The following is a 22191-nucleotide window of genomic DNA, read 5'->3' as shown; positions in this document are numbered from 1 at the left end:
CCCACCGGGCTGCGGCGTTTGGCCGCCGAACGCGGCTACCCTGCAGGAGTGGGCGTATTGATAGCGGTGGAAGGTCTCGACGGCGCCGGCAAACACACGTTGGTCACCGGACTCGTCAACCGTTGGGCCACACAGGGTTATCGGGTGCAGACGTTGACGTTCCCGAGGTACAGCGAGTCCGTCACCGCCGACATCGCCGCCGAGGCACTGCACGGAGAGCACGGCGATCTGCGTTCGAGCGTGCACGCGATGGCGATCCTGTTCGCCCTCGATCGCCGCGACGCCGCGGAGTATCTGCGAAAGTTGTTGGCTGCCAACGACGCCGTGATCCTCGACCGCTACGTGGCGTCGAACGCCGCCTACAGCGCAGCCCGTTTGGGGCAGGATGCCGATGGCGAAGTGGTGCAGTGGGTGACGACTCTGGAGTTCAGCAGGTTCGGACTGCCGGTACCCGATCATCATCTGCTGCTCGACGTTCCGACCGATGTCGCCATCGGCAGGGCCAAGTCGCGCGCCGAGCTGGATGCCTCACGCCTGCGCGACCACTACGAGCGCGACCACGAGCTCCAGGAACGCACCGGACTCGTTTACCGCGCGCTCGCCGAGATGGGCTGGATGTCGCCGTGGTCGCGCCTCGGCACCGAGGCAGATCCCGAACTCGCGGACCGATTGATCGCCATCTAGCGACGACCTCCCCGGGGTGCGCGATAGCCAAGTGCCGACCAGCGATCACAACTCGGTCAAGACACTGCAACGACAGCCGTTATGTCCGCTGCCGCATACCGTCGCATCACTAGCCTCTCGACCAGAGACCTAGGTCGTCCCCGAGGAGCACCCGCGCGGGACGATCCAGGTGGAGGGAGGTCAGCGCATGAGCCTGACGCTGCCCCACCCGACTCAGTACGTACCCGTCCGCACCGCAGCCCTGCTCGCCCTGGTTGTCCTGGTCCTCAACATCGTGCTGGTGTGGTCCGCTCTTGCTCTGCGACCGGCCGCGGCCGGCGACGAGAGCCAGATCCGCGAACTGGTCCACCAGCAGATCGACGCACTCAATCGCCGCGACCCGGCCGCGCTCTCGCTCACGTACTGCGATCAGCAGGGCGTCGTGGCCCACCAGATCGTCCAGGCCCTCGGGCCGCCTGAGCGAGGAGCGCTCATCCGTGTCACCCGCATAGCCGACATCCAGTTCATCGGATCGGGCGACAACCAGATGGCAACCGCACACGTGACGCTGGCGGTCGCCGGGCCGACGAACGGGGCCATCTCCGCCCGGCCTGCCGAACTCACACACTTCAGTCGCGAACAAACCGGCTGGAAGATGTGCCAACCAAGCGATAGTGAATCACCCATCCATTATCTTTGATTCCACGGAAACCGCCTCTCACCACCATCACATGTCGGCAACGACCCGGCGTGTGGTCGACTCCCCTGTTGGTGGGTGCCGGTATCCCCAGTAATGTTCGAACACAGCAAACCGCCGCTGCGCAAACGCTATTCACCCCACACCGAGCTGACACCCCAGCCGCTCCCGAACTCGCCCGGAGGCCCCGATGACGCAACCACCGCAAGGCCCCTACGGCTCGGGCGACAACCAGGGCGACCCTCGTTGGGGTTCCGGCCCGGGTGAACCGACCTGGGGCGGGCAACCGGGGCAGCAGCCGAATTGGGGCCAGCCCGGCGAACCCACCTGGGGCGGTCAGGCCGGACAACAGCCCGGCTGGGGACAACCCTCGTCGCCCGGCGGCGGACAACCGCAGTACGAACCGACAAGCGAGTACCGCCCGGGTGAGTACAACTCCGGCCAGTACGGCGGCTACCAGCAGCCGTACGGCGCCACCCCGCCGCCACCGGGAGGCGGCCCCGGCGGCCCGGGATACGGCCCTCCCCCCGGGCCGAAGCCGTCGAAGACGCCCTGGATCATCGGGATCGGGATCGCGGCGGCCGTGGTCATCGCCCTGGGGGTTGTGCTGTTCCTGGTTCTCGGCGGCGACGACGACGACCCGAAAGCCTCGCCGACGAGTTCGACGGAGACCTCGGAGACCACCGGATCGTCGGACACCACCGACAGTTCGCAGACGTCGACCGCCGACGCCGAGGAGCAGATCGAGACGGCCGTGCGCGAGTACACGACGGCGTTCACCGCGCGCGACTGGGACGCGGCGATCGCGGTCACCTGTGGCGCCGAGGAGGCGACGATCGAGGACATCCAGGCCAAGGACACCGCCACCGTGGGAATGAAGCTGAACTCGGTCACCGGTATCGATGTCACCGGCGACAGCGCGCAGGCAACCGTGTCACTGACCTTCGTCGACCCGGACAACCAATCCGACCTCGACACCAATCGCTATACCTTCGACATGGAGAACCGCTCCGGGGACTGGCTGATCTGCTCGACCCGAGAAATCTGAGCGGTCCTCGGGAAGGACTCCTTGACCCACCCACCACCGGGCTCGTCGCCCTGGCGTGACCCAGGTCCGTCGGAGCCCTACGGACGGCCCGGCACATACGGTCAGCAGCATCCCGGTCAAGGCGGCTCACAACAGCCCGGCCCACCGAGCGGCCGGCATGGTGCCGGCAACGGACCAGGACAGAACGGTCCATGGCAGGCACCGGGGCCGAGGCAGTGGGGGCCCACACCTTCCGGTCAATGGAACCCGTCTCCCCCGCCGGCCCAGCCTTTCGGGCGGCCGGCCCCATGGGGATCGCCTCCACCCCCGCCTCCACGAGGTTCACACAGCGGACTGATCGTCGCCGGAGTCATCGGCGTGGTGGTCGTGCTGGCCGTGGCGTTGGCCGCCGTCCTCTCGTTCAACGGCGGCAACAACAGCGACCCGTTTGCAGCACCGTCCTCATCCACCCAGGGCCCGGTCACCACAACCGGCCGACTGGACGGTACGGCCGAGGAAAATGCCGTCCAGGCCGCTGCGGAAAAGCGTGTTCAGCTCATCAACGACCAGGACGCGATCGGGCTGCACGACATGGCCTGCGCCGCGGACTCACGAACCGAGTCCGTGGCGGGGTATCAGCAACTCTTCGACCGCAACGGGTCGATCACCGCCCGCATCGACATCCAGGACGTCACGGTCAGCGGCATCGTCGGCAAGATCGACGGCGTGATGACGATCGAGTCCGAGACAGGCGAGGTGCATTGGGCATTCCGCAACGAAGAGGATCAGTGGCGCTTCTGCCCCAGCCTGTCCGAGCGTTCCACCGCCGACGAACCAGAAGGCGGCGGGATCATCACCGGCTGATCGCCATCACAGGCCCCGACAACAAAAATGGTGGGCCCCGAGGCGATCACTGAGTGATGCCCCTGGACCCACCATTTCGGTGGTCGTTACCAGTTCAGATGTAAATCAGTACCGGTAGTGCTCGGGCTTGTACGGCCCTTCGACATCGACATTGATGTACTCGGCCTGCTCTTTGGTGAGCTTGGTGAGCTTGCCGCCGAGCGCTTCGACGTGAATCTTCGCGACCTTCTCATCGAGGGCCTTCGGCAGCCGGTAGACCTCGTTGTCGTACTCGTCGTTCTTGGTCCACAGTTCGATCTGGGCGATGACCTGGTTCGAGAAGCTGTTGCTCATCACGAACGACGGATGCCCGGTGGCATTACCCAGGTTGAGCAGACGGCCCTCGGACAGGACGATGATTGCCTTGCCGTCGGGGAAGATCCACTGGTCGACCTGCGGCTTGATGTTGATCCGGGTCATATCCTTCGACGCTTCCAGGCCGGCCATGTCGATCTCGTTGTCGAAGTGACCGATGTTGCCGAGGATGGCGTGGTGCTTCATCTGCCTCATGTGCTCAAAGGTGATGATGCCGAGGTTGCCGGTGGAGGTGATGATGATGTCGGCGGAGCCGATCGCGTCCTCGACCGTGACGACGTCGTATCCGTCCATCAACGCCTGCAGGGCATTGATCGGGTCTATCTCGGTGACCTGCACGCGAGCCCCCTGGCCTGCGAGGGACTCGGCGCAGCCCTTGCCCACGTCGCCGTAGCCGCAGATCAGCACCTTCTTGCCACCGATCAGGACATCGGTGCCGCGGTTGATGCCGTCGATCAACGAGTGGCGGGTGCCGTACTTGTTGTCGAACTTGCTCTTGGTGACCGAGTCGTTGACGTTGATGGCGGGGAAGGTCAGCTCGCCGGCAGCTGCGAACTGGTACAGCCGCAACACACCGGTGGTGGTCTCTTCGGTGACGCCCTGAACCGACTCCGCGATCGCCGACCACTTGCCCTTGTCGGTTTCGAACCGCTCGCGCAGCAGCGACAGGAACACCTTGTATTCAGCCGAATCGGTGTCGTCGTCGGTGGGTGGCACGGTCCCGGCCTTCTCGAACTGAGCGCCACGCAGCACCAGCATGGTGGCGTCGCCGCCATCGTCGAGGATCATGTTGGCCGGTTCGCCGGGCCAGGTGAGCATCTGCTCGGCAGCCCACCAGTACTCCTCGAGGCTCTCGCCCTTCCACGCGAACACGGGGACGCCCTTGGGCTCGTCCACGGTGCCGTGAGGTCCGACGACGATGGCCGCGGCGGCCTCGTCCTGGGTGGAAAAGATGTTGCAGGAGGCCCAACGCACTTCGGCGCCGAGAGCCACCAGGGTTTCGATCAGCACAGCGGTCTGCACGGTCATGTGGAGAGATCCGGAGATCCGAGCTCCCTTGAGCGGCAACACATCTGCATATTCGCGTCGGAGTGCCATCAAGCCCGGCATCTCGTGTTCGGCCAGGCCGATCTCTTTACGCCCGTATTCTGCAAGCGAAAGGTCGGCGACCTTGAAGTCGATACCGTTGCGGTTGTCCGCCGTGAGCGAACCGGTCTGGACCGATGTCATTAACCACTCCTCAAGTCCAACTTGGATGATGGGTACCAGGCTAACGGGTGGATGAACCGACCCGGCCCCCGGCTGCGGCATCCACCACCGGCCCAAAGATCTCGGCCAGATCGTCTGCGACGTCGCGGTCGGCCTCGGGAGGCATCGACACATAGCTCAGCGCCATCCGGACGATGGCACGGGCGATCCTCACCGCCGCCGTCTCGTCCGCCTGGACCCAGCTCGTCTGCAACAACACCACCACCCTGGCGCTGGCCTGCGTGATCAACGGTCCCGCATCAGTGGTGATCAGCCGGAGCAGATCCGGTTTCGCCTGCCCGGTGAGCAACGACTGGATGAGTGGGTCGTCGGCCGCAGTCGCGAAGAAGTCCGAGAACCCCTCGGCCAAGGCGACTTTCGCCTGCCCCTCGTGCGCCAGGATCGCGGCCGACACCAGGTCCACGAGTTCGTCGGCCAACCGCAGCGCGTACGCCGAGGCAAGGCCCTGTCGCGAACGGAACTCGTTGTAGACGGTCTGCCTGCTGACCCCGGAGGCCGCCGCAACATCGGCCATCGTGACAGCCGACCAGTCGCGGGTACGCAGGAGATCACGCATCCCGTCGAGAAGGCTGTCCCGCAACAGCTTCTTGCTCGCCTGCGCGAATGAGGTCTGCGGCGCCGGGACCGAACCGACGTCCGTTGATGCTGTGCCCCGTGGTGCGTGGCGTGCCGACGCCGGCTCGACAGGGGGTTCAGACATGCGGTCAGGATATCGGTCGGCGGCGGTGCGCCCGTCGGCCCGTGTGCGCGTGCCCGCGCGCACCGCGACACCGGGCCGCAACGGCACCACCGCATCGGTGGTCAAGACCGGGTTACTTCCTCCATGTAGAAATCGGCCTTGGCGGCACCGCAGTCCGGGCAACTCCAGTCATCCGGGATGTCGTCCCAGCGGGTTCCCGGCGCGATTCCGTCTTCGGGCCAACCCTTTTCCTCGTCGTACTCGAACCCGCATTGCATACAGACGTACAGCTTGTAGTTCATGGTGATGTCCTCGGTGGTGATGTGTTGAAGCGATGTCATCGGTGATATTCGGCCGTTGCGGTCAGCGCCCAGGAGCTGGTTCGAAGTCGACCTTCTCGCGGACCCCGCAATCGGGGCACGGCCAGTCGTCCGGCACGTCGTTCCACGCTGTGCCCGGCCGGAAACCCTCGCGCGGCGCCCCGGCCGACTCGTCGTAGACGTAGTCGCAGACCGGGCATCGGTACGCGCTCATCGCTGCTTGCTCCCAGCCGCTCGGGCGAGCACCTTCTCCCGTTTGCCGGGTACGACGTTGAGCTTGGTGAGGTCGCCGTCGTAGTGGTCGATCACCCTGTGGTCCATCACCTTGCGCCAGATCGGAGGGAAGTACGCCAGCGTGATCATGCTCGCGTAGCCGCTGGGCAGATTCGGGGCGTCGTCGAAGCTCCGCAGAACCTGGTAGCGCCTGGTCGGATTGGCGTGGTGGTCGCTGTGACGCTGCAGGTGATAGAGGAAGATGTTGGTGCAGATGTGGTCGGAGTTCCAGCTGTGCTCGGGTGCCGCGCGTACGTACCGGCCACTCGGAAGCTTCTGGCGCATCAGTCCGTAGTGCTCGAGGTAGTTGACCGTCTCGAGCAGGCTGAACCCGTACACCGCCTGAATCACCATGAATGGCAATATCTCTAAGCCGAAGATGATCGTCAGCGCACCCCAGAGCACCACTGACATCAGCCAGGCGTTGAGCACGTCGTTGCGGATGTTCCAGACAGAGTGCTCCAGGCGGTTCATCCGGGTGCGTTCGAGCTTCCACGCCGAGGTGAGCGAACCCCAGACGCTGCGTGGCAGGAACGCCCAGAACGTCTCACCGAACTTGGCGCTGGCCGGATCCTCGGGCGTCGCGACACGGACGTGATGGCCCCGGTTGTGCTCGATGTAGAAGTGACCGTAGAACGTCTGCGCGAGAGTGATCTTCGAGAGCCAGCGTTCGAGCGAATCCTTCTTGTGACCCAGTTCGTGAGCGGTGTTGATGCCGATGCCACCCATGACACCGATCGACAGCGCCACACCGATCTTGGAGATGATCCCCAGTCCGCCGTCGACACCCAGCCAGCTCAGATCGCTGGTTGTCCACAGGTAGCAGGCAAAGATCAGGCTTGCGAACTGGAACGGGATGTAGGCGTAGGTGCAATACCGGTAGTACTTGTCGTTCTCCAGTTGCTCCATCAGCTCTTCGGGAGGGTTCTGACCGTCCGGTCCGAAGAAGATGTCGAGGACGGGTAGCAGACCGTAGACGAGCAGAGGTCCGATCCACCACCACACCGGTGACACCGCGCTCCATCCGAGTGCGTTGAAGCCGGCGATCAGACCGGCCGCGAGAAACAGTGCCGTCGGGGGGATCAGGCCGAGCAACCACAGGTACCGCTTGCGGTCTCGCCACTCGAGAGACGGCGACACCCCCTGGCCACCTTGTGCCGTGAGATCGGTGCTCATCAACTACCTCCTCGTCGAGTAGAACGTGATGAGTTTGACAATAGTCAGTGTCACGTCTGTTGTCTATACATACGAGGTTATTTGTAAAGTGCCCCAGTTCACAAAAAGAGCCCCGGTCGAGAGTCGCACTCTCGACCGGGGCTCTGTGTGAGTCAGCCGTTACGGCCGATTCGGTCCCGCTCTCTTCGCTTCCGCGGCCAACGCCGCGTCGCCGACAGCGTCGTCTATCTCGCCACGCTGACGCTTGCCCACCATGGAATGACGCTGGCTGTAGAGGAAGTAGACCGCTACGCCGATGACCATCCAGATCAGGAACCGGATCCATGTCAGCGCCGACAGATTCAGCATCAACCAGAGGCAGGCCACGATTGCCGCTATCGGCAGGATCGGCATCAGGGGAACCTTGAAGCCGCGAGGCAGATCCGGGCGGGTGCGTCGGAGAACGATGACTCCGGCCGCGACCACAACGAAGGCGAACAGCGTGCCGACGTTGACCATCTCCTCGAGCTTCTCGATCGGGAAGAACGCCGCGACAACCGCGACTGCGACGCCCACGATGATCTGGATTCGGGCGGGTGTGCCGAACTTGCTCGTCTTCGACAACGAGCGCGGCAGGAGTCCGTCTCGGGCCATCGCGAACAACACCCGGGACTGGCCCAGCATCAGGACCATCACAACGGTTGTCAGTCCGGCCAGGGCACCGATCGAGATCGCCTTCTCTGCCCAGGTGACGCCGTTCTGTCCGAACGCGTACGCGAGGTTCTTCGGTTCGCCGTTGCCCGCCGATGTCGCCAGTTCCTTGTAGCTCAACATGCCGGTCACCACGATCGTGACCAGGATGTACAGCACCGTCACGATGGCCAGGGAACCCAGGATGCCTCGCGGAACGTCCTTCTTCGGATTCTTGGTCTCCTCGGCAGTTGTTGCCACCACGTCGAATCCGATGAACGCGAAGAACACGATCGATGCCGCTGCCAACACGCCGTACCAGCCGTAGCTCGAGTCGCCACCACCGGTGATCAACGAAAAGAGCGTGGAATCAACGGACTTGCCACCCGATTCCGATGGCTGCGACTCCGGGATGAACGGCTTGTAGTTGTCGGCCTTGATGTAGAAGAAGCCCACCACGATGACCAGCAGCACAACCGTCACCTTGATGGCCGTGATCACTGCGCTGAACGTCGACGACAGTTTGGTGCCGAGCACCAGCAGGACGGTGATCACCGAGACGATCACCAACGCACCCCAGTCGACGGTGTGCCCCGCTATTTCCGTTGTGCCACCCGCGAATCCGAAGACCGTGCCGAGATAGCTCGACCACCCCTTCGACACCACCGCCGCGCCGACGGCGAACTCCAGGATGAGGTCCCAGCCGAGGATCCAGGCCAGGAACTCGCCGAAGGTGGCATACCCGAAGGTGTAGGCAGACCCGGCCACCGGAACCGTGGAAGCGAACTCGGCGTAACACAGGGCTGCCAATGCGCACGCCACTGCGGCCATCACAAATGACAGCGAGATCGCCGGTCCGGCCTTGTTACCCGCGGTGGACGCGGTGATCGTGAAGATGCCGGCACCGATGACGACCGATACACCGAAGACCGTGAGGTCCCACCAGGTCAAACTCTTCTTCAGCTGCGAACCGGGTTCTTCGGTGTCAGCCATCGATTGCTCTACGGACTTTGTCCGTGTCAGCGGATTACCCATGCAGGAACTCCCTCACTCGAACGCGGCGTGCCCCAGCGTGCAGCCTGTCTGCAAACTATCGGACGCAACCGGCGTAGATTGCCCAATCCGCCGCGATGCACACGAAGATTCTTACGGCAACAAAATTGGTGGCTCCGAGGCACCCGGTCGATCGGCGTGGTTTGGTCGGCAGCGGTACGGATCGCCGCACCTCTCAACCCACCTGCCAGACGCCGAAACCCGCCGACTCAGGTGGGCGGCGGGTTTCGGGTTGTTCGAGGTGGTCCGACGATCAGCTGAAGTAGCCGGCCGTCCGCTGGTCGGCAGCCTGCATGTTGCTCGATGCCTCGGTGACCTTCGACGACAGCGCGGTGAGCAGCGCGCGGGAGTCGGTGAAGCTGGTGTCCCACGACTGCTGCGCTGCGCCATAGGCCTGCGATGCCTGCTGTGACTGCCAGTTCTCGTGCAGCCGGGACACCTCGGACTTCAAGGTGGTGGCGAGGTGTTCGAGCTGGTTGAAGTTGCTGTTGAGCTGAGATGCCAGCTCTTCCATCCGCGGGTAGTTGTACTGGATGATGCTCATGGTTGGTCTGCTTTCTGACTCGGTGGAAGTGGGAGCGCTCAGAGCTTGAGCGCGGGTCCGGATCCGGCGACGTTGTTGAAGATGCCGGCGTTGTCCTGGTCGTCGGCGTCGTAGCCGTTGAAGCCGGTCGACAGCGACGTCTTGAGCGTGTCGAGAGCTGTCTGCAACTGTGTCGCCTCGTCCTTCCAGGCGGTCACCGCGCCCTGGAAGGCCCCACTCGCGTTGCCTTTCCACAGTGCAAGCGCCTCTTCGGCGTCTGCGGTGATGCGGGCCAGGACGGTGCCCATGTCGTCGACGATGTCCCCCACCGATTTCGTCGAGGCCAACCCGGCCGCGACGTCGAGATCGAGACCGTTGGTTCCGGTGCTCATGATGCTTCCCCTTTTGTGTGTGATTGCCGCGGAATCAGATGACGTCCGCGTGTACAGCGACTGACTCCCGTTCGTCGATCAGCCTCGACGGCTGGGATCTGCTCCCCCTCTCGATTCCCCCCGATCACGGCATCCATCTGCCGGTCGGCAACGTCTCCATCAACAGGTCGGTTGCCTGCGCGACGCGGTGCGGTGTGCCCGCGGACAGCGTCGTCCAGATCCGGCCATCGGGCGACACGGTCGGACTCGCCACGATCCGGCCACGGGCGGTGTCGTACACCGCGACCGCGCCCGACGTTCGTAGATTTCTGCCCGGGCCTGCCTCCCGCGCGATGATCTCGGCATGGCCGACACACGATTCGAATGCCGCCGCGTACCTGGCTGCGTCAGTGTGCGTCGCACCGACGGCGTACAGCGCATCCGCATAGTCGGCCGGCGTGGCCGCGCGATCGAGTCGTTCGCGGAGTTCGGCCGCGGGCGCGCTGATCGACTGGACGTCCGCCGCCGACATCGGCCCGAATTCAGCGGCGATCAGCGGACCGACCTCGCTCGCGTCGACCGTCCCGAGCATCCGGATGGTGAGTCCGTCCGACCGTCGATGTGCCACAACATGTCTGCCGCCGCTCCGGGCCAGACACATACGCGGCGACACCTCGACGCCGTATCGCCGGAGTTCCACAACGGCCTCGGGGTTGGCAAGGACGGCCAGCGCGTCCGCCAGCGGCTCGGTCACGCCGACTGTCGAACAGGCATCTCTGCTCATGATCCCGGCATCCAGCAGCTTTCGTGACGCGGAGGAATGCGCCGCGGCTCGCTCCACTGCGGTGTCGTGAACCGGCGTCACATCGAGCACTGTTGGCCACGTCTGGATATCGAGAAGCCCTGCGAGATAGTCGATATCGGTGAGGGTCACGCGATACTCCGGTGCGATATCCTTGATCCACATCGTTGTCATCGTCCTGTGTCCGGGGCACCGAGGACTGCCGGGACCGACGTCGCCGGCGGCAAATCGAGTGCACCCGTGCGGTAGCGAGCGTCGATGACCTCGGCTGTCGGCCCCGATTCGTCACCGAACCGACCGGCCGGGTCCTGGGTGACGGCCGCTGCGTCGATACCCGCGCCCTGCGGCGACCGGGCCGCACGTGCCGGATCCTGGCCGACCGTCGCGAGCGGCGAGACGGGGGGCGCAGGCGTCATCGCAGTTGTCGACCGCAGCGGTGTCGGCTGGCCCGCAACTTCGGCCGCCGGGGACGGAGTTGTGGTACCGGCCAGAACCGTTGTGGCAAAACGCGTCTTCTCACGTGGAGCCTGAGGGGCCGGCGCGAATCCGCCCAGGAGCAGTGGCCCGGGGGATGTCGTCGAGGTGGGCGCCGATACCGGCGCGACATGCGCAGGCGGGCGTGACATCTGTTCGCCGGCCAGCGCGGTGGACGAGACGACCTCCGTCAGACGCGGCGGAAGCCACGGTTCGGCCAGAGGTGCACTCGCGGCCTCGTACGTGTCCATGACCCGGGCAGCACGCTGCTTCTGGTCGTGCAGAGCGCGTTCGGCATCTGCCGCAACGCCGCCGATCGGCGCGCCCAGGGCGGCACCCACGGTAGCCGCTGTGTCCCGAATACCCTTTGTCACAGCGATCTCAGGCAGATTGGGCATGTTGGCATGGGCAACGGTGGTGGCGGCGCACTGAGCCGTGGCCTTCCCCGCGTTCTCCACGGCGGCCGCGGAAACCTCGGTGAACCAGGTCGCGAAGTGGGCGAGCCTGGCGAACGCGTGGTCGGATGTCGGAGATTCCCAACCGGTTCCGAGGCGCGTCAGTATTGCCGCGTAGTCCAATCCCGCGTCGGCGAGCACCCCCGCGACGCAGCCCCAGGCGAGAGCCGCTTGCGCAGACGGTGTCGCCCCGGCGCCGCCTTCGACGAGATCAGCGGCGAGCCGCTGCGCAGGCCGCGCCTCCCAGACCACCCCCGTGAACCCGGTCACAGCCGGAATGCCTCCTCGATGCTCTCTTCGGCACCGCGGTAGCCGCCGGCCTGAGCCCGCAGCACGGCCGCGATTTTTCGTAGTTCGTTCACCCCGGCGGAGGTGGTTGCCGCGAATTCAGCACCCACTGCCGTCAGGGTCTGTGCGGCGACGGTCGACACTTCGTCGCGGCCGGCCGGAGCGACGGACAGCGTCGGCAGGTGCTGTGTCAGAGCACTGCCCAACTGATCGGCCAGCCGATCCAGATCTGTTGCCGCGCGCACCAACTCGTCGGGGTCGACGTTCAACTGTGATCCGGTCATTGTTTCTCCGTTGTTCATCGGTGTCCTATCTCCTGGTCTCCGCCAGACGGTCCCAGGCGCAACCGCACGTCAGGTGAGGACTCCCGGTCCTCGGTCTGCACTTCTCCCAGCACAGGGGGCGCGACGTCCGGGATGTCCCCGATGATCTGAGTCCCGTTGAGCTCGGTGACGAGGTAGTCCGCGGTCTCGTGCTGGTCGTCTGACGCACCGGCTCCGCGACCGGCTCCCATCGCACCCATCGGCGCCATCGGGCTTCCCATCGCAGCTGGAACCACCGTGCTCTGATTGCGATTGTTCGTTGCCGGAACACCTTCCGGCCCAGCGCCGCTCATCAATCCTGGGGTGGTACGGGCGCTCAGCGCACTGGGTCCGCCACCTCCTGGACCCAGGCCACCGCCGCCTCCGCCACCACCGCCGCCGCCCAGGCCACCCGCAAGGCCGGCAGGCATGGTTCTCGCGGGATCCATTGATGGATCGGTAGCCGACTTCTTCAGTTGCGCCTCATGGGTTCTGAGTAGTTGAGAGCCCGCCGGACCTGCCATCCCGCCGAGCTGCCCGACGCCCGCGACCATGGGCTTGCCGACACTGTCGAGCACCGTGCCGGCGATGGAGAACGGCGATGGACCCGCCATCGGTGCCCCGGTCACGGGCACCGGTTGTCCGTTCACGACCATGTGCCCCGTCGGCGCCAACAGCTCTGCACGCGTGGCCGCGACCACGGCGGTGGCCTCGGCGAGACCATCGGCAGCGGCACCGAGTGCCACTGCCTGTCCCGGAGGAGTCACCAGGAAAGGGGCCGAAGCGGCAATGATGGCAACCGTTTTCGCGATGATGCCCTGTACCAGCGCCAGGCCGGTGCCGACGATCGCCGCGGCACCCTGGGTGTCGGCCGTCATCGTGGTTCCCTGGGCGGACAAAGCGGCCGTATCAGCGCTTGCCTGCACACTCTTGGCTGCGGTGGCAGTGGCCGCCTGGCCCGTCCAGACCTGGTCGAGCGCCTTGAGAGCCCCCGAACCCATGGACATCGACAGGTCGAGGATCTGCGAGAGCCCTTGGAGTATCGAGGTCGGATCGAAGTCCCCACCGCCGAGGTTCCCCGTTCCGAAGCCACCGAGCAAGTCGGTGAGCGGCTTGACGAGGACGTCCAGATCAAGCGGCGGCAGCGGCGGCAGTCCAGGCATCGGTGGAGCAGGCGGAAGTTGCGGAAGACCGGCTATTCCCAGGTCTTTGAGCACCTGACTGACCGGGGTGTCCAGGATGGGACCCAGCGGACTCGCCTGCAAGAGGTCATTGATGGTGGGGTCGACAGGAGGAGATGAAGCCGGCGGGGCAGGCTCGGATTCGGTCACTGGTCGCGCTTTCTCACAGAGCCGACTGGATGGCTGTGAACTCTCGGCCGGCTCCATCATCGGTGTCCGTGAACTCCGATGCCGTTGTTAGCGCAGCGGCTGCGGTCCCCGCATGCACCGCTGCGAGCTGACCGACCCCGAGCAGGTGGCTGGCCTGGGCCCCGGCGAACGCCAGGAGGAACTCTTGGCCGATCAACCCGAAGACCGGCACCATCTGAGCGATGTTCGCCGCGGCGTTGATGGATCCCGCGCTGGCCACGGCAGCGGACATGAGTGCCGCCGTGTCACCGAACGCCTCGATGGCAGCAGGAACAGCAGTGATCTCGGACATCGAACCCCCGTTGATGTGAATGGTGAAGCGTGTACGTGCAGAAGCGGACCGGCCGACGCCGGTCGTGCTGATGACTGCGTCGCGAACTAGGACGCCGGCGAATGCGGTGTGGTTCCGATCGGCGACCGGGGACGCTCGCCGCCCGGCCGGCTGGCGACGAGCTCGGTGAAGGACTCGTTGAAGTCTTCGAGCACAGCAGCACGCCGCGCAAAAGCGTGAGCGGCAGCGGTGGACGCGGTGGCGACCACGAGATCACCGAGCTCTGTCGCCCCGATGGCGTGCGCGGTGGGGCTGAACCACAAGCCGGTCAGCGCACCGATCCCGTCGACCTCGGCGGTGACACGATCATCGGGTGAGGTCTCCCGTACCGAGATGGCCTCGAGCTTCTCGTTGACCTCGCGGAGTCCGTCGAGCTGCGCCCGCGCCCGCGCCTCGAGTTCGTCCATGGCCGAACTCATACCGACCTCATCCAACTACCGGGAGCACCGGCGACCGCGTCGTCCTCGTACTCGGCCCGGGCGAGGTCGTCAGGACGCGGCAGGTTCATCGCATCGATGATCTCGTTGCTCACCCCACCGGCACGCAGCTCGTCACGCCGCGCGACACCGGCTTTCATCGCGGCCTGCTGACACAGCCTGAGCACCTCGGCGGCCAACAGGCCCGGGTCTTTCCGGAGCTCAGCGGGCTCGATCCTGACCGATGTGGGCAAGCCCTGATCGGTGGTCAAAACGGCAATGTTCCCGGTGCGCGAAGTCGCGGCAGCCACGTTCCCCCCTAGATTTCTTCTCCCCTGTGGTTGCAGATAGTACCCACAAGCGCCGACAACGCCAGTCCAGAACATCCGGTGAACCGCCCGTTGGTCTATAGTCCGTGCAGGTGGTGTGCAAGACAGGGCCGGCGATGTCGCCGGCGCCGTGAGCACGCCGGGGTGCGGGGCAGTTCGGGGAGATCGAAGAACTGTGTCCGGGGGTTCGATCGTGCAACAGGGGGCAGTACTTTGAGTTTCGACAATGCCGACGTGCCGGCAGCTCCGCCGTGGCTGCAAGACGCCGCAGAGGTGGATGTCGCCGCGTTCGGCGCACCCCGTGGCACCGATCCCGCTGTCTCACAGCACGATTCGTCGCCCGCACCTGACGCCCGTCTGCAGGAACCGTCGAGCGACCACGTACCGGGCAGGCATGGACAGGCTCCCCCGAGCGCCCCTGAGCCTCCAACAGATGAACGACAATCGACTCACGACGGACACCCAACGCCCACGCCGCACGACCGTCCATCGCCGACAGCAGTTCCGCAGCAACACTTCAGCGCCGCGCATGACGGACCCACGCCCACGGCATTCGATCCTCTGATGCCACAGAGCAATTCGTCGGCCCAGGCACCGCACCCCGGCCCGCCACATTCGGGCCCGCCGCACCATCCCGGTCCGCCCCAGTATCCGACCCCGGATCAGCAGGCCGCCCAGCACTTCACCACTCCGCCCTTCGTCACCGGACCGGGCCCCGCACCGTCTCAACACTTCTCGACGATGCCGCCACCCCACATCTCGCCACCGCAACCGGCATCGCAGACCGGCCCCGGCCCGGCCCAGCACATGACTCCCCAGCACCATGCGCCACATAGCTATCCCGGCCCGGCGGGGTTCACACCCCAGCCCCCGGCGTCGGGGCCGGCTACCCTCGACGAGGTGGCGCTGCTCCGCAAGGCACGGCGCGCCCCGGCCAGTGGATGGCGACGCACCGTACACAAGTTGTCTGCAGGCGCCATCAACCCCGGCGAGTCGCCGGATGACCTGATCTACAAGCAACTCCTCGATCGGGTGAACCAGCCGGTGCGCGGCGATTACCGCATAGCGGTTCTCTCCCTCAAGGGCGGCGTCGGGAAGACAACCGCAACAGTCGGTTTGGGATCGACCTTCGCTTCCCTGCGCGGCGATCGCGTGATCGCTGTGGACGCGAACCCCGACCTGGGCACGCTTGCTCAGCGCATTCCGCAGCAGACGCGGTCCACCGTGCGCGACCTGCTCTCCGATGAATCGATCTACCGGTACTCGGATGTGCGGGCCCATACCTCCCAGGCCCCGAGCCGGTTGGAAGTTCTTGCTTCCGAACGTGATCCCGCGATTGCCGAGGCGTTCAGCGAGACCGACTACCGCGGCGTGATGACGGTCCTGCAGCGGTTCTACAACATCATCATCACCGACTGCGGCACCGGGTTGAGCCACTCCGCGATGAACGGTGTGCTCGACATGGCCAATTCACTCATCCTCGTCACCTCGCCCGCCATCGACGGTGCCCGCAGCGCGGGCGCCACCCTGGACTGGTTGCAGGCGCACGGTTTCGGGCATCTGGTCTCCGGCGCGGTGGTGGTACTCAGCTCGTCGCGCCCAGGGGCCTCCACCATCGACACCGGCCAGCTCAGCGCCCACTTCCTCACCCGTTGTCGCGCAGTGCAGCAGATCCCGTTCGACGACCACCTCGCCGAGGGCGCGGAAGTCGACCTCGATCTTCTCGGCAAGGCAACCCGCAGGGCTTTTGTCGAGTTGGCGGCCACGGTCGCCGAGGACTTCTCGACCACCGCATCGCGACGGGGCGAACCCTTTTACAACTCCTGACCCATCCGGTCGACCAGCGAGGTACGAGAATGAACTATCCCATGCCATACGACGATTCGGGCGTTCCTGATCCATACGGTCCGACGCGGCCGGCGAACCCGTCACAGCCGTGGGATCAGACGCACCATCAGCAGCAGCCGTTTCCGGCGCCGCAATTCGCTCCGCAACCGTTCTACAACCAGCCGTACGGACCCGGGTACGGGTTCGGCGGCGACCCGGGCGCACCGTTCGGTCGTGACCCGTTCACCGGAGAACCGTTGTCGGACAAGTCGAAAGCGACGGCCGGCCTGCTGCAGCTTTTTCTGGGAGGCTTCGGGGCCGGCCGCTTTTACCTCGGTTCGAACGCTATCGCCGTCACTCAGCTCATCACGCTGTTCTTCGGTTGGCTGCTGACCCTCGTCCTGGTCGGCTGGCTGGTGCTGTTCGGCCTCGGCATCTGGGTGATCATCGATGCGATCATGATGTTCACCGGCGCGGTGCGAGACCCGCGGGGATTCAAGCTGCGCCCCTGACCATCGGGCGGGCTGGAGGTGCACGGGCGGCCCGTGGAAGCGGTCAGTCGCCGCAGCACCCGGCCGGGTCGATCGCCGATCTGACCTCACGGGTCACGTAATTGCGGTCGGCGACTTGCTCATCTGGAGGGTAGTCCACGCCGACGAGACTCAGGCCGCACGCCGGCGCAACAGGCACCTCACTGGAGCGAACCCGTTGTCGAAGGAGTCCGGCGCACCATTCGGGTGTGCGTCGGCCCTCCCCCACCACGGCGACCGCACCCACGAGTGAGCGCACCATCGACCAGCAGAAGGCGTCGGCACTCACCTGGGCCACGAGCACGCCATAGTCGTCACGCACCCATTCGAATTGCTGCAGGTCACGAACGGTGGTCGCCCCATCACGCCGGCGGCAGAAGGCGGCGAAATCGTTCAGACCCACCAGTTCTGCTGATGCCTGCTGCATCCTGTCCACGTTGAGGGGCCGTGTCCATGCCGCCGTGGTGCGGGCAGCCACCGGCTCGGCACCCCAGGGATCATCGGCCAGTCGGTATTCGTAATGCCGGCGCAGCGCCGAGAATCGGGCGTCGAACTCGGCAGGTGCGGTCTCGACATCCTTCACCCGGACGTCGGGCGGCAACATCTTCGCCAGCCGTCGAACGAGGTTCGCGGGTTCACCGGCGATCGACCTGGTCTGCAACGCCTCGCCGGACACGTCGAAGTGGGCGACCTGACCGGTGGCGTGCACGCCGGCATCGGTGCGTCCGGCGACCGTCAGGATGACGGGCTCTCGGACGATGGTGGACAGTGTCTGCTCCAGAACCCCGCACACCGTGCGCTGTCCGGGTTGTCTGGCCCATCCGGCGAAATCTGTTCCGTCATAACCGATCTGCATACGCAGCCGGACCGGCGAGACGAAATGACGAAGCCCGCCACCGGAAACTCCGGTGACGGGCTCGTCAGACATGTTCTCGCTCAGGCGCCAGAATCTTTCTCGGCCGACTTCTTGTCGTCGGAGCCTTCGGCCTTGCCTTCGTCGACGATCTCGGTGGCGCTCTCCGCGGTCGTCTCCTCGGTGAAGCCCTCGGCGACGGCGTCGGCGTTCTCGACCTGTGCGTCGGTGGCCTCATCCAGGGTGGCCTCGACGACATTGTCGCCTTCGGACACCTCGGCGGGAACCTCGGCGACGGGCTCGGAAGCCTTCTGCTTCGAGGCAGCAGCGCGGGTGGCCCGATCGGCCTCCGACGAAGCCGTCTTCTCCCGCACCAGCTCGATCACTGCCATGGGGGCGTTGTCGCCCTTGCGCGGCAGGGTCTTGATGATGCGGGTGTAGCCACCGTTGCGGTCGGCGAAGAACGGGCCGATCTCCGCGAACAGGGTGTGCACCACGTCCTTGTTGCGAATGTCCTTGAGGACCTCACGACGGTGGGCGAGGTTGCCGGCCTTGGCGTGCGTGATCAGCTTCTCCGCGTACGGACGCAGCCGCTTCGCCTTGGCTTCGGTGGTGGTGATCCGGCCGTGCTCGAAGAGCGAGGTGGCCAGGTTCGCCAGCATCGCTTTCTGGTGCGAAGCCGACCCACCGAGGCGGGTACCCTTTGTGGGCTTGGGCATTTCGAACTCCTAGGGTTAACTCTCGGCCTCTCGGCCGTGAGCTGGGTTGCGATTAAAGCTGTTCGGTTTCCGCGAAATCCTCGCCGGCATCGGCATCGGAGAAAGCGGCGTCATCTGACCACGTGCCGGTGGCCACGTCGTATCCGGCCACCTGGGACGGATCGAAGCTGGCCGGGCTGTCCTTGAGTGCCAGGCCGAGTGCGTGCAGCTTGACCTTGACCTCGTCGATCGACTTCTGGCCGAAGTTGCGGATGTCGAGAAGATCCGACTCGGTGCGGGCCACCAGTTCGCCGACCGTGTGCACTCCCTCGCGCTTGAGGCAGTTGTACGAGCGGACGGTGAGCTCGAGATCCTCGATCGGAAGGCTGAACGATGCGATGTGATCGGCCTCGGCAGGCGAGGGTCCGATCTCGACACCTTCTGCTTCGATGTTCAGCTCACGAGCGAGCCCAAACAGCTCGACGAGGGTCTTGCCGGCCGAGGCCAGCGCATCCCGCGCGGTGATCGAGTTCTTGGTCTCGACGTCCAGCACCAGACGGTCGAAGTCGGTGCGCTGCTCGACGCGGGTGGCCTCCACCTTGTAGGTGACCTTGAGGACCGGCGAGTAGATCGAGTCGACCGGGATACGGCCGATCTCGGCGCCCGAGGCCTTGTTCTGCACGGCCGGGACGTAACCGCGACCGCGCTCGACCACGAGCTCGATCTCCAGCTTGCCCTTGTCGTTCAGGGTGGCGATGTGCAGATCGGGATTGTGCACGGTGACACCGGCCGGAGGCACGATGTCGGCACCGGTGACTGCACCCGGGCCCTGCTTGCGCACGTACATGGTGACCGGCTCGTCCTCTTCGGAGCTCACGACCAGGCCCTTGAGGTTCAGGATGATGTCGGTGACATCTTCCTTGACCCCGGGAACGGTGGTGAACTCATGCAGCACACCGTCGATGCGGATGCTGGTGACAGCAGCGCCGGGGATCGACGAGAGCAGGGTGCGGCGAAGCGAGTTGCCGAGCGTGTACCCGAAACCCGGCTCGAGCGGCTCGATGACGAACTTCGAGCGATCGCCGGAGATGACCTCTTCGGAGAGTGTGGGTCGCTGTGAAATGAGCATAGATTTTTCCTCCTGTGTGAACGTCCGCTATATGACGCTCGACTGCGACAGCAGACCCTTGTGTCTGTTGCCAGGGGCCGGCCAGACGCTGGGCAGGGCGAACCCTGCCCAGCGACGAACGGCGGTTACTTCGAGTAGAACTCGACGATGAGCTGCTCGGTGAGCGGCACATCGATCTGCGCGCGCTCAGGCTCCGAGTGCACCAGGATGCGCAGCGTGTCAGGGACAACCTGCAGCCAGCCCGGCGCCTTGCGATCGGCCTGGATTTCCCGGGCGATCTGGAACGGGGTGGTCTGCAGCGACTTCGGGCGGACATCGATGATGTCGAAGCGAGAGACGCGGTAGCTGGGCACATCGACCTTCACACCGTTGACGGTGAAGTGGCCGTGGCTGACCATCTGACGCGACTGGCGACGCGTGCGGGCCAGGCCTGCGCGGTACACCACGTTGTCGAGACGGGTCTCCAGCATCTTCAGCAACTCGTCACCGGTCTTGCCGTTGCGACGGTTGGCCTCTTCGTAGTAGCGACGGAACTGCTTCTCCATCACTCCATAGGTGAAGCGGGCCTTCTGCTTCTCCTGGAGCTGCAGCAGGTATTCGCTCTCCTTGATCCGCGCGCGGCCGTGCTGGCCGGGCGGGTAAGGGCGACGTTCGAACGCCTGGTCTCCGCCGACGAGGTCGACGCGGAGGCGACGTGATTTACGGGTGACGGGTCCGGTATAACGAGCCATTTTCTAGTTCTCTCTTTCCCGTTAGACCCGGCGCCGCTTGGGCGGGCGGCAACCGTTGTGCGGCTGCGGGGTGACATCGGAAATCGTGCCGACCTCGAGGCCGGCGGCCTGCAGTGAGCGGATCGCGGTCTCACGACCGGAGCCCGGTCCCTTGACGAACACGTCGACCTTCTTGACGCCGTGCTCCTGCGCCTTGCGGGCAGCGTTCTCGGCAGCGAGCTGCGCGGCGAACGGGGTGCTCTTACGTGAGCCCTTGAAGCCGACGTGGCCCGAGGATGCCCATGCGATGACGTTCCCGGCGGGGTCGGTGATCGAGACGATGGTGTTGTTGAACGTGCTCTTGATGTGCGCGCTACCGTGCGGGACGTTCTTCTTCTCGCGACGGCGAGTGCCCTTCTTCGGGCCAGCGCTACGTGACTTAGGAGGCATGGATTACTTCTTCTTCCCGGCGATGGTCTTCTTCGGGCCCTTGCGGGTCCGAGCGTTGGTCTTGGTGCGCTGTCCGCGGACGGGCAGGCCACGACGGTGGCGCAGGCCCTGGTAGCAACCGATTTCGATCTTGCGACGGATATCGGCCTGGACCTCGCGGCGCAGGTCACCTTCGACCTTGACCGAGGCTTCGAGGTACTCACGAAGCTTCAAGACGTCTTCGTCGGTGAGGTCCTTGGCGCGCAGATCCGGGCTGAGCCCGGTGGCGTCGAGGATTTCCTTGGAGGTGGTGCGGCCAACTCCGTAGATGTAGGTCAGTGCGATCTCCAGGCGCTTCTCGCGCGGAAGATCAACACCAGCAACACGTGCCATGTGGCGTTTCCTTTGGTTCTCGGAGGTCTGCTCCCAGTCCGTCCCCTACTCTGCGAGGGGCCCCGGCCTCCGTGCCGGGGGTAGGCGGTCATCCGTTTATGGCCGCTGGTGCTGGAAGGTCTTCTGTCGTGCCTCTATTGAGTTGTGTCGCTCTCACAAGCGATCTCCTACAAGTGCTGATCAGCCCTGGCGCTGCTTGTGGCGCAGGTTTTCGCAGATCACCATGACTCGGCCGTTACGCCGGATCACTTTGCACTTTTCGCAGATCGGCTTGACGCTCGGCTGAACCTTCACGTCAGTGATCTCCTTCAAAGCCTGCGGCGTGGCCCTGGGGCCACGCCTGTCGTTGGTGTTCACACCCGGCGGTACCGGGCATGTTGCACTGGCCCTCTCGCCCGCATCAGCGGGCCGAGGTACCGGTCGATTACTTGTAGCGGTAAACGATGCGGCCGCGGGTCAGGTCATAAGGCGAGAGCTCCACGACCACGCGGTCCTCGGGCAGGATGCGGATGTAGTGCTGTCGCATCTTGCCGCTGATATGGGCAAGCACCTTGTGGCCGTTCTCCAGCTCAATGCGGAACATCGCATTGGGCAAGGGTTCGACAACACGGCCCTCGACCTCGATCGCGCCTTCTTTGGCCATAGCCTCCACGATTCTGGTGTGTTGACCACACCTGAACAGTTCTGTTCGGTTACCTTCTTGGCACGCACTTGTCCCGGGCTTTCGAGTCTCAGTTGGCAGGGGACTCGAACGAGCTCTGCGGATCTGGGCACAAAAACAACCCGGCGCGCGGGCGCACCGTTGATCTACATTACGCGTTCGCGCAGCTCAGGACAAATACGCCCAGTTCGGGCCACTCAGATCCCCGCCGACCGGGCGTTTTCGGCACCTCGTCGCGTCGCCTTTTGCCCACAAG

The 22191-nt window shown here is 65.1% G+C and carries 29 protein-coding genes; 6 read left to right on the top strand and 23 right to left on the bottom strand.

Annotated features, from left to right (window positions below):
- Positions 1-48: 48 nt before the first annotated feature.
- The 4 genes from ACVWY6_RS03730 (at position 49) to ACVWY6_RS03715 (ending at position 3251) form a co-directional block, all read left to right on the top strand.
- Positions 49-684 (top strand): dTMP kinase, encoded by a 636-nt coding sequence (locus tag ACVWY6_RS03730; protein ID WP_062798812.1) that lies wholly within the window; start codon positions 49-51, stop codon positions 682-684.
- Positions 685-871: 187 nt separating this feature from the next.
- A complete protein-coding gene (locus ACVWY6_RS03725; RefSeq protein WP_457536229.1) occupies positions 872-1363 on the top strand; it encodes an Rv0361 family membrane protein in 492 nt (163 codons plus the stop codon).
- Between the two features lie 187 nt (positions 1364-1550).
- Positions 1551-2408 carry an Rv0361 family membrane protein gene (locus ACVWY6_RS03720; protein WP_457536228.1) on the top strand — a complete coding sequence of 286 codons (858 nt, stop codon included), beginning with the start codon at positions 1551-1553 and terminating at the stop codon, positions 2406-2408.
- 357 nt (positions 2409-2765) lie between these two features.
- Positions 2766-3251 (top strand): hypothetical protein, encoded by a 486-nt coding sequence (locus ACVWY6_RS03715; RefSeq protein ID WP_400728363.1) that lies wholly within the window; start codon positions 2766-2768, stop codon positions 3249-3251.
- Between the two features lie 105 nt (positions 3252-3356).
- Here ACVWY6_RS03715 and ahcY read toward each other — a convergent pair whose 3' ends face one another.
- The 15 genes from ahcY to ACVWY6_RS03640 all read right to left on the bottom strand — a co-directional run bounded on the left by ahcY (position 3357) and on the right by ACVWY6_RS03640 (position 14648).
- Positions 3357-4835 carry an adenosylhomocysteinase gene (gene ahcY, locus ACVWY6_RS03710; protein ID WP_317711795.1) on the bottom strand — a complete coding sequence of 493 codons (1479 nt, stop codon included), beginning with the start codon at positions 4833-4835 and terminating at the stop codon, positions 3357-3359.
- A gap of 40 nt (positions 4836-4875) precedes the next feature.
- On the bottom strand, positions 4876-5574 hold the full coding sequence (locus ACVWY6_RS03705) for a TetR family transcriptional regulator (RefSeq protein ID WP_457536225.1): 699 nt from the start codon (positions 5572-5574) through the stop codon (positions 4876-4878).
- A gap of 101 nt (positions 5575-5675) precedes the next feature.
- A complete protein-coding gene (locus ACVWY6_RS03700) occupies positions 5676-5855 on the bottom strand; it encodes a rubredoxin (RefSeq protein ID WP_030164608.1) in 180 nt (59 codons plus the stop codon).
- A 61-nt stretch (positions 5856-5916) separates the two neighbouring features.
- The gene (locus ACVWY6_RS03695) at positions 5917-6087 is read right to left on the bottom strand and encodes a rubredoxin (protein WP_023955903.1); all 171 of its coding nucleotides are present in this window, start codon (positions 6085-6087) and stop codon (positions 5917-5919) included.
- On the bottom strand, positions 6084-7322 hold the full coding sequence (locus tag ACVWY6_RS03690; protein ID WP_457536224.1) for an alkane 1-monooxygenase: 1239 nt from the start codon (positions 7320-7322) through the stop codon (positions 6084-6086). The genes ACVWY6_RS03695 and ACVWY6_RS03690 overlap by 4 nt, the downstream gene beginning before the upstream one ends.
- A 159-nt stretch (positions 7323-7481) precedes the next feature.
- Positions 7482-9026 carry an APC family permease gene (locus tag ACVWY6_RS03685; protein WP_457536222.1) on the bottom strand — a complete coding sequence of 515 codons (1545 nt, stop codon included), beginning with the start codon at positions 9024-9026 and terminating at the stop codon, positions 7482-7484.
- Between the two features lie 271 nt (positions 9027-9297).
- Positions 9298-9588, bottom strand: coding sequence for a WXG100 family type VII secretion target (locus tag ACVWY6_RS03680; RefSeq protein WP_023955906.1), 291 nt, complete (start codon positions 9586-9588; stop codon positions 9298-9300).
- 38 nt (positions 9589-9626) lie between these two features.
- Positions 9627-9959, bottom strand: a complete 333-nt coding sequence (locus tag ACVWY6_RS03675; RefSeq protein ID WP_023955907.1) for a WXG100 family type VII secretion target — start codon at positions 9957-9959, stop codon at positions 9627-9629.
- Positions 9960-10083: 124 nt separating this feature from the next.
- Positions 10084-10905, bottom strand: coding sequence for an ESX secretion-associated protein EspG (locus tag ACVWY6_RS03670; RefSeq protein WP_457536221.1), 822 nt, complete (start codon positions 10903-10905; stop codon positions 10084-10086).
- A gap of 5 nt (positions 10906-10910) precedes the next feature.
- Positions 10911-11939 carry a PPE domain-containing protein gene (locus tag ACVWY6_RS03665; protein ID WP_457536219.1) on the bottom strand — a complete coding sequence of 343 codons (1029 nt, stop codon included), beginning with the start codon at positions 11937-11939 and terminating at the stop codon, positions 10911-10913.
- Positions 11936-12241, bottom strand: a complete 306-nt coding sequence (locus ACVWY6_RS03660) for a PE family protein (RefSeq protein ID WP_031331670.1) — start codon at positions 12239-12241, stop codon at positions 11936-11938. Before ACVWY6_RS03660 ends, ACVWY6_RS03665 begins: the two co-directional genes overlap by 4 nt.
- A gap of 14 nt (positions 12242-12255) precedes the next feature.
- On the bottom strand, positions 12256-13590 hold the full coding sequence (locus ACVWY6_RS03655; RefSeq protein WP_457536218.1) for a hypothetical protein: 1335 nt from the start codon (positions 13588-13590) through the stop codon (positions 12256-12258).
- Positions 13591-13603: 13 nt separating this feature from the next.
- Entirely contained in the window at positions 13604-13921 is a 318-nt protein-coding gene (locus ACVWY6_RS03650) for a type VII secretion target (RefSeq protein ID WP_457536217.1), read from the bottom strand.
- A gap of 86 nt (positions 13922-14007) precedes the next feature.
- On the bottom strand, positions 14008-14379 hold the full coding sequence (locus ACVWY6_RS03645) for a YbaB/EbfC family nucleoid-associated protein (protein ID WP_457536216.1): 372 nt from the start codon (positions 14377-14379) through the stop codon (positions 14008-14010).
- A complete protein-coding gene (locus tag ACVWY6_RS03640; RefSeq protein ID WP_197037636.1) occupies positions 14376-14648 on the bottom strand; it encodes a hypothetical protein in 273 nt (90 codons plus the stop codon). The genes ACVWY6_RS03645 and ACVWY6_RS03640 overlap by 4 nt, the downstream gene beginning before the upstream one ends.
- 414 nt (positions 14649-15062) lie before the next feature.
- On the opposite strand from ACVWY6_RS03640, the gene ACVWY6_RS03635 reads away from it, so the two are divergent.
- Positions 15063-16532, top strand: coding sequence for an AAA family ATPase (locus ACVWY6_RS03635; protein WP_457536873.1), 1470 nt, complete (start codon positions 15063-15065; stop codon positions 16530-16532).
- Between the two features lie 29 nt (positions 16533-16561).
- Positions 16562-17044, top strand: coding sequence for a TM2 domain-containing protein (locus tag ACVWY6_RS03630; protein WP_457536214.1), 483 nt, complete (start codon positions 16562-16564; stop codon positions 17042-17044).
- Positions 17045-17087: 43 nt separating this feature from the next.
- Here ACVWY6_RS03630 and truA read toward each other — a convergent pair whose 3' ends face one another.
- The 8 genes from truA to infA form a co-directional block, all read right to left on the bottom strand.
- Complete coding sequence (truA, locus tag ACVWY6_RS03625; protein ID WP_457536212.1) at positions 17088-17990, bottom strand: tRNA pseudouridine(38-40) synthase TruA; 903 nt, start codon at positions 17988-17990, stop codon at positions 17088-17090.
- Between the two features lie 8 nt (positions 17991-17998).
- Entirely contained in the window at positions 17999-18634 is a 636-nt protein-coding gene (gene rplQ, locus ACVWY6_RS03620) for a 50S ribosomal protein L17 (protein ID WP_030164645.1), read from the bottom strand.
- A gap of 52 nt (positions 18635-18686) precedes the next feature.
- Positions 18687-19742, bottom strand: a complete 1056-nt coding sequence (locus ACVWY6_RS03615; protein ID WP_030164647.1) for a DNA-directed RNA polymerase subunit alpha — start codon at positions 19740-19742, stop codon at positions 18687-18689.
- Positions 19743-19867: 125 nt separating this feature from the next.
- Positions 19868-20473 (bottom strand): 30S ribosomal protein S4, encoded by a 606-nt coding sequence (gene rpsD, locus ACVWY6_RS03610; protein ID WP_023955918.1) that lies wholly within the window; start codon positions 20471-20473, stop codon positions 19868-19870.
- Positions 20474-20494: 21 nt separating this feature from the next.
- Positions 20495-20902 carry a 30S ribosomal protein S11 gene (gene rpsK / locus ACVWY6_RS03605; RefSeq protein ID WP_023955919.1) on the bottom strand — a complete coding sequence of 136 codons (408 nt, stop codon included), beginning with the start codon at positions 20900-20902 and terminating at the stop codon, positions 20495-20497.
- Positions 20903-20905: 3 nt separating this feature from the next.
- Positions 20906-21274, bottom strand: a complete 369-nt coding sequence (gene rpsM / locus ACVWY6_RS03600; RefSeq protein WP_023955920.1) for a 30S ribosomal protein S13 — start codon at positions 21272-21274, stop codon at positions 20906-20908.
- 180 nt (positions 21275-21454) lie between these two features.
- Positions 21455-21568 (bottom strand): 50S ribosomal protein L36, encoded by a 114-nt coding sequence (gene rpmJ, locus ACVWY6_RS03595; protein WP_005207978.1) that lies wholly within the window; start codon positions 21566-21568, stop codon positions 21455-21457.
- A 130-nt stretch (positions 21569-21698) separates the two neighbouring features.
- The gene (gene infA, locus ACVWY6_RS03590) at positions 21699-21917 is read right to left on the bottom strand and encodes a translation initiation factor IF-1 (RefSeq protein ID WP_020109371.1); all 219 of its coding nucleotides are present in this window, start codon (positions 21915-21917) and stop codon (positions 21699-21701) included.
- Between the last annotated feature and the right edge of the window lie 274 nt (positions 21918-22191).

Source organism: Williamsia sp. R60 (assembly GCF_054063855.1).
The sequence above is the reverse complement of the archived record's forward strand: the minus strand, read 5'-3'. Positions and strand labels throughout refer to the sequence as shown.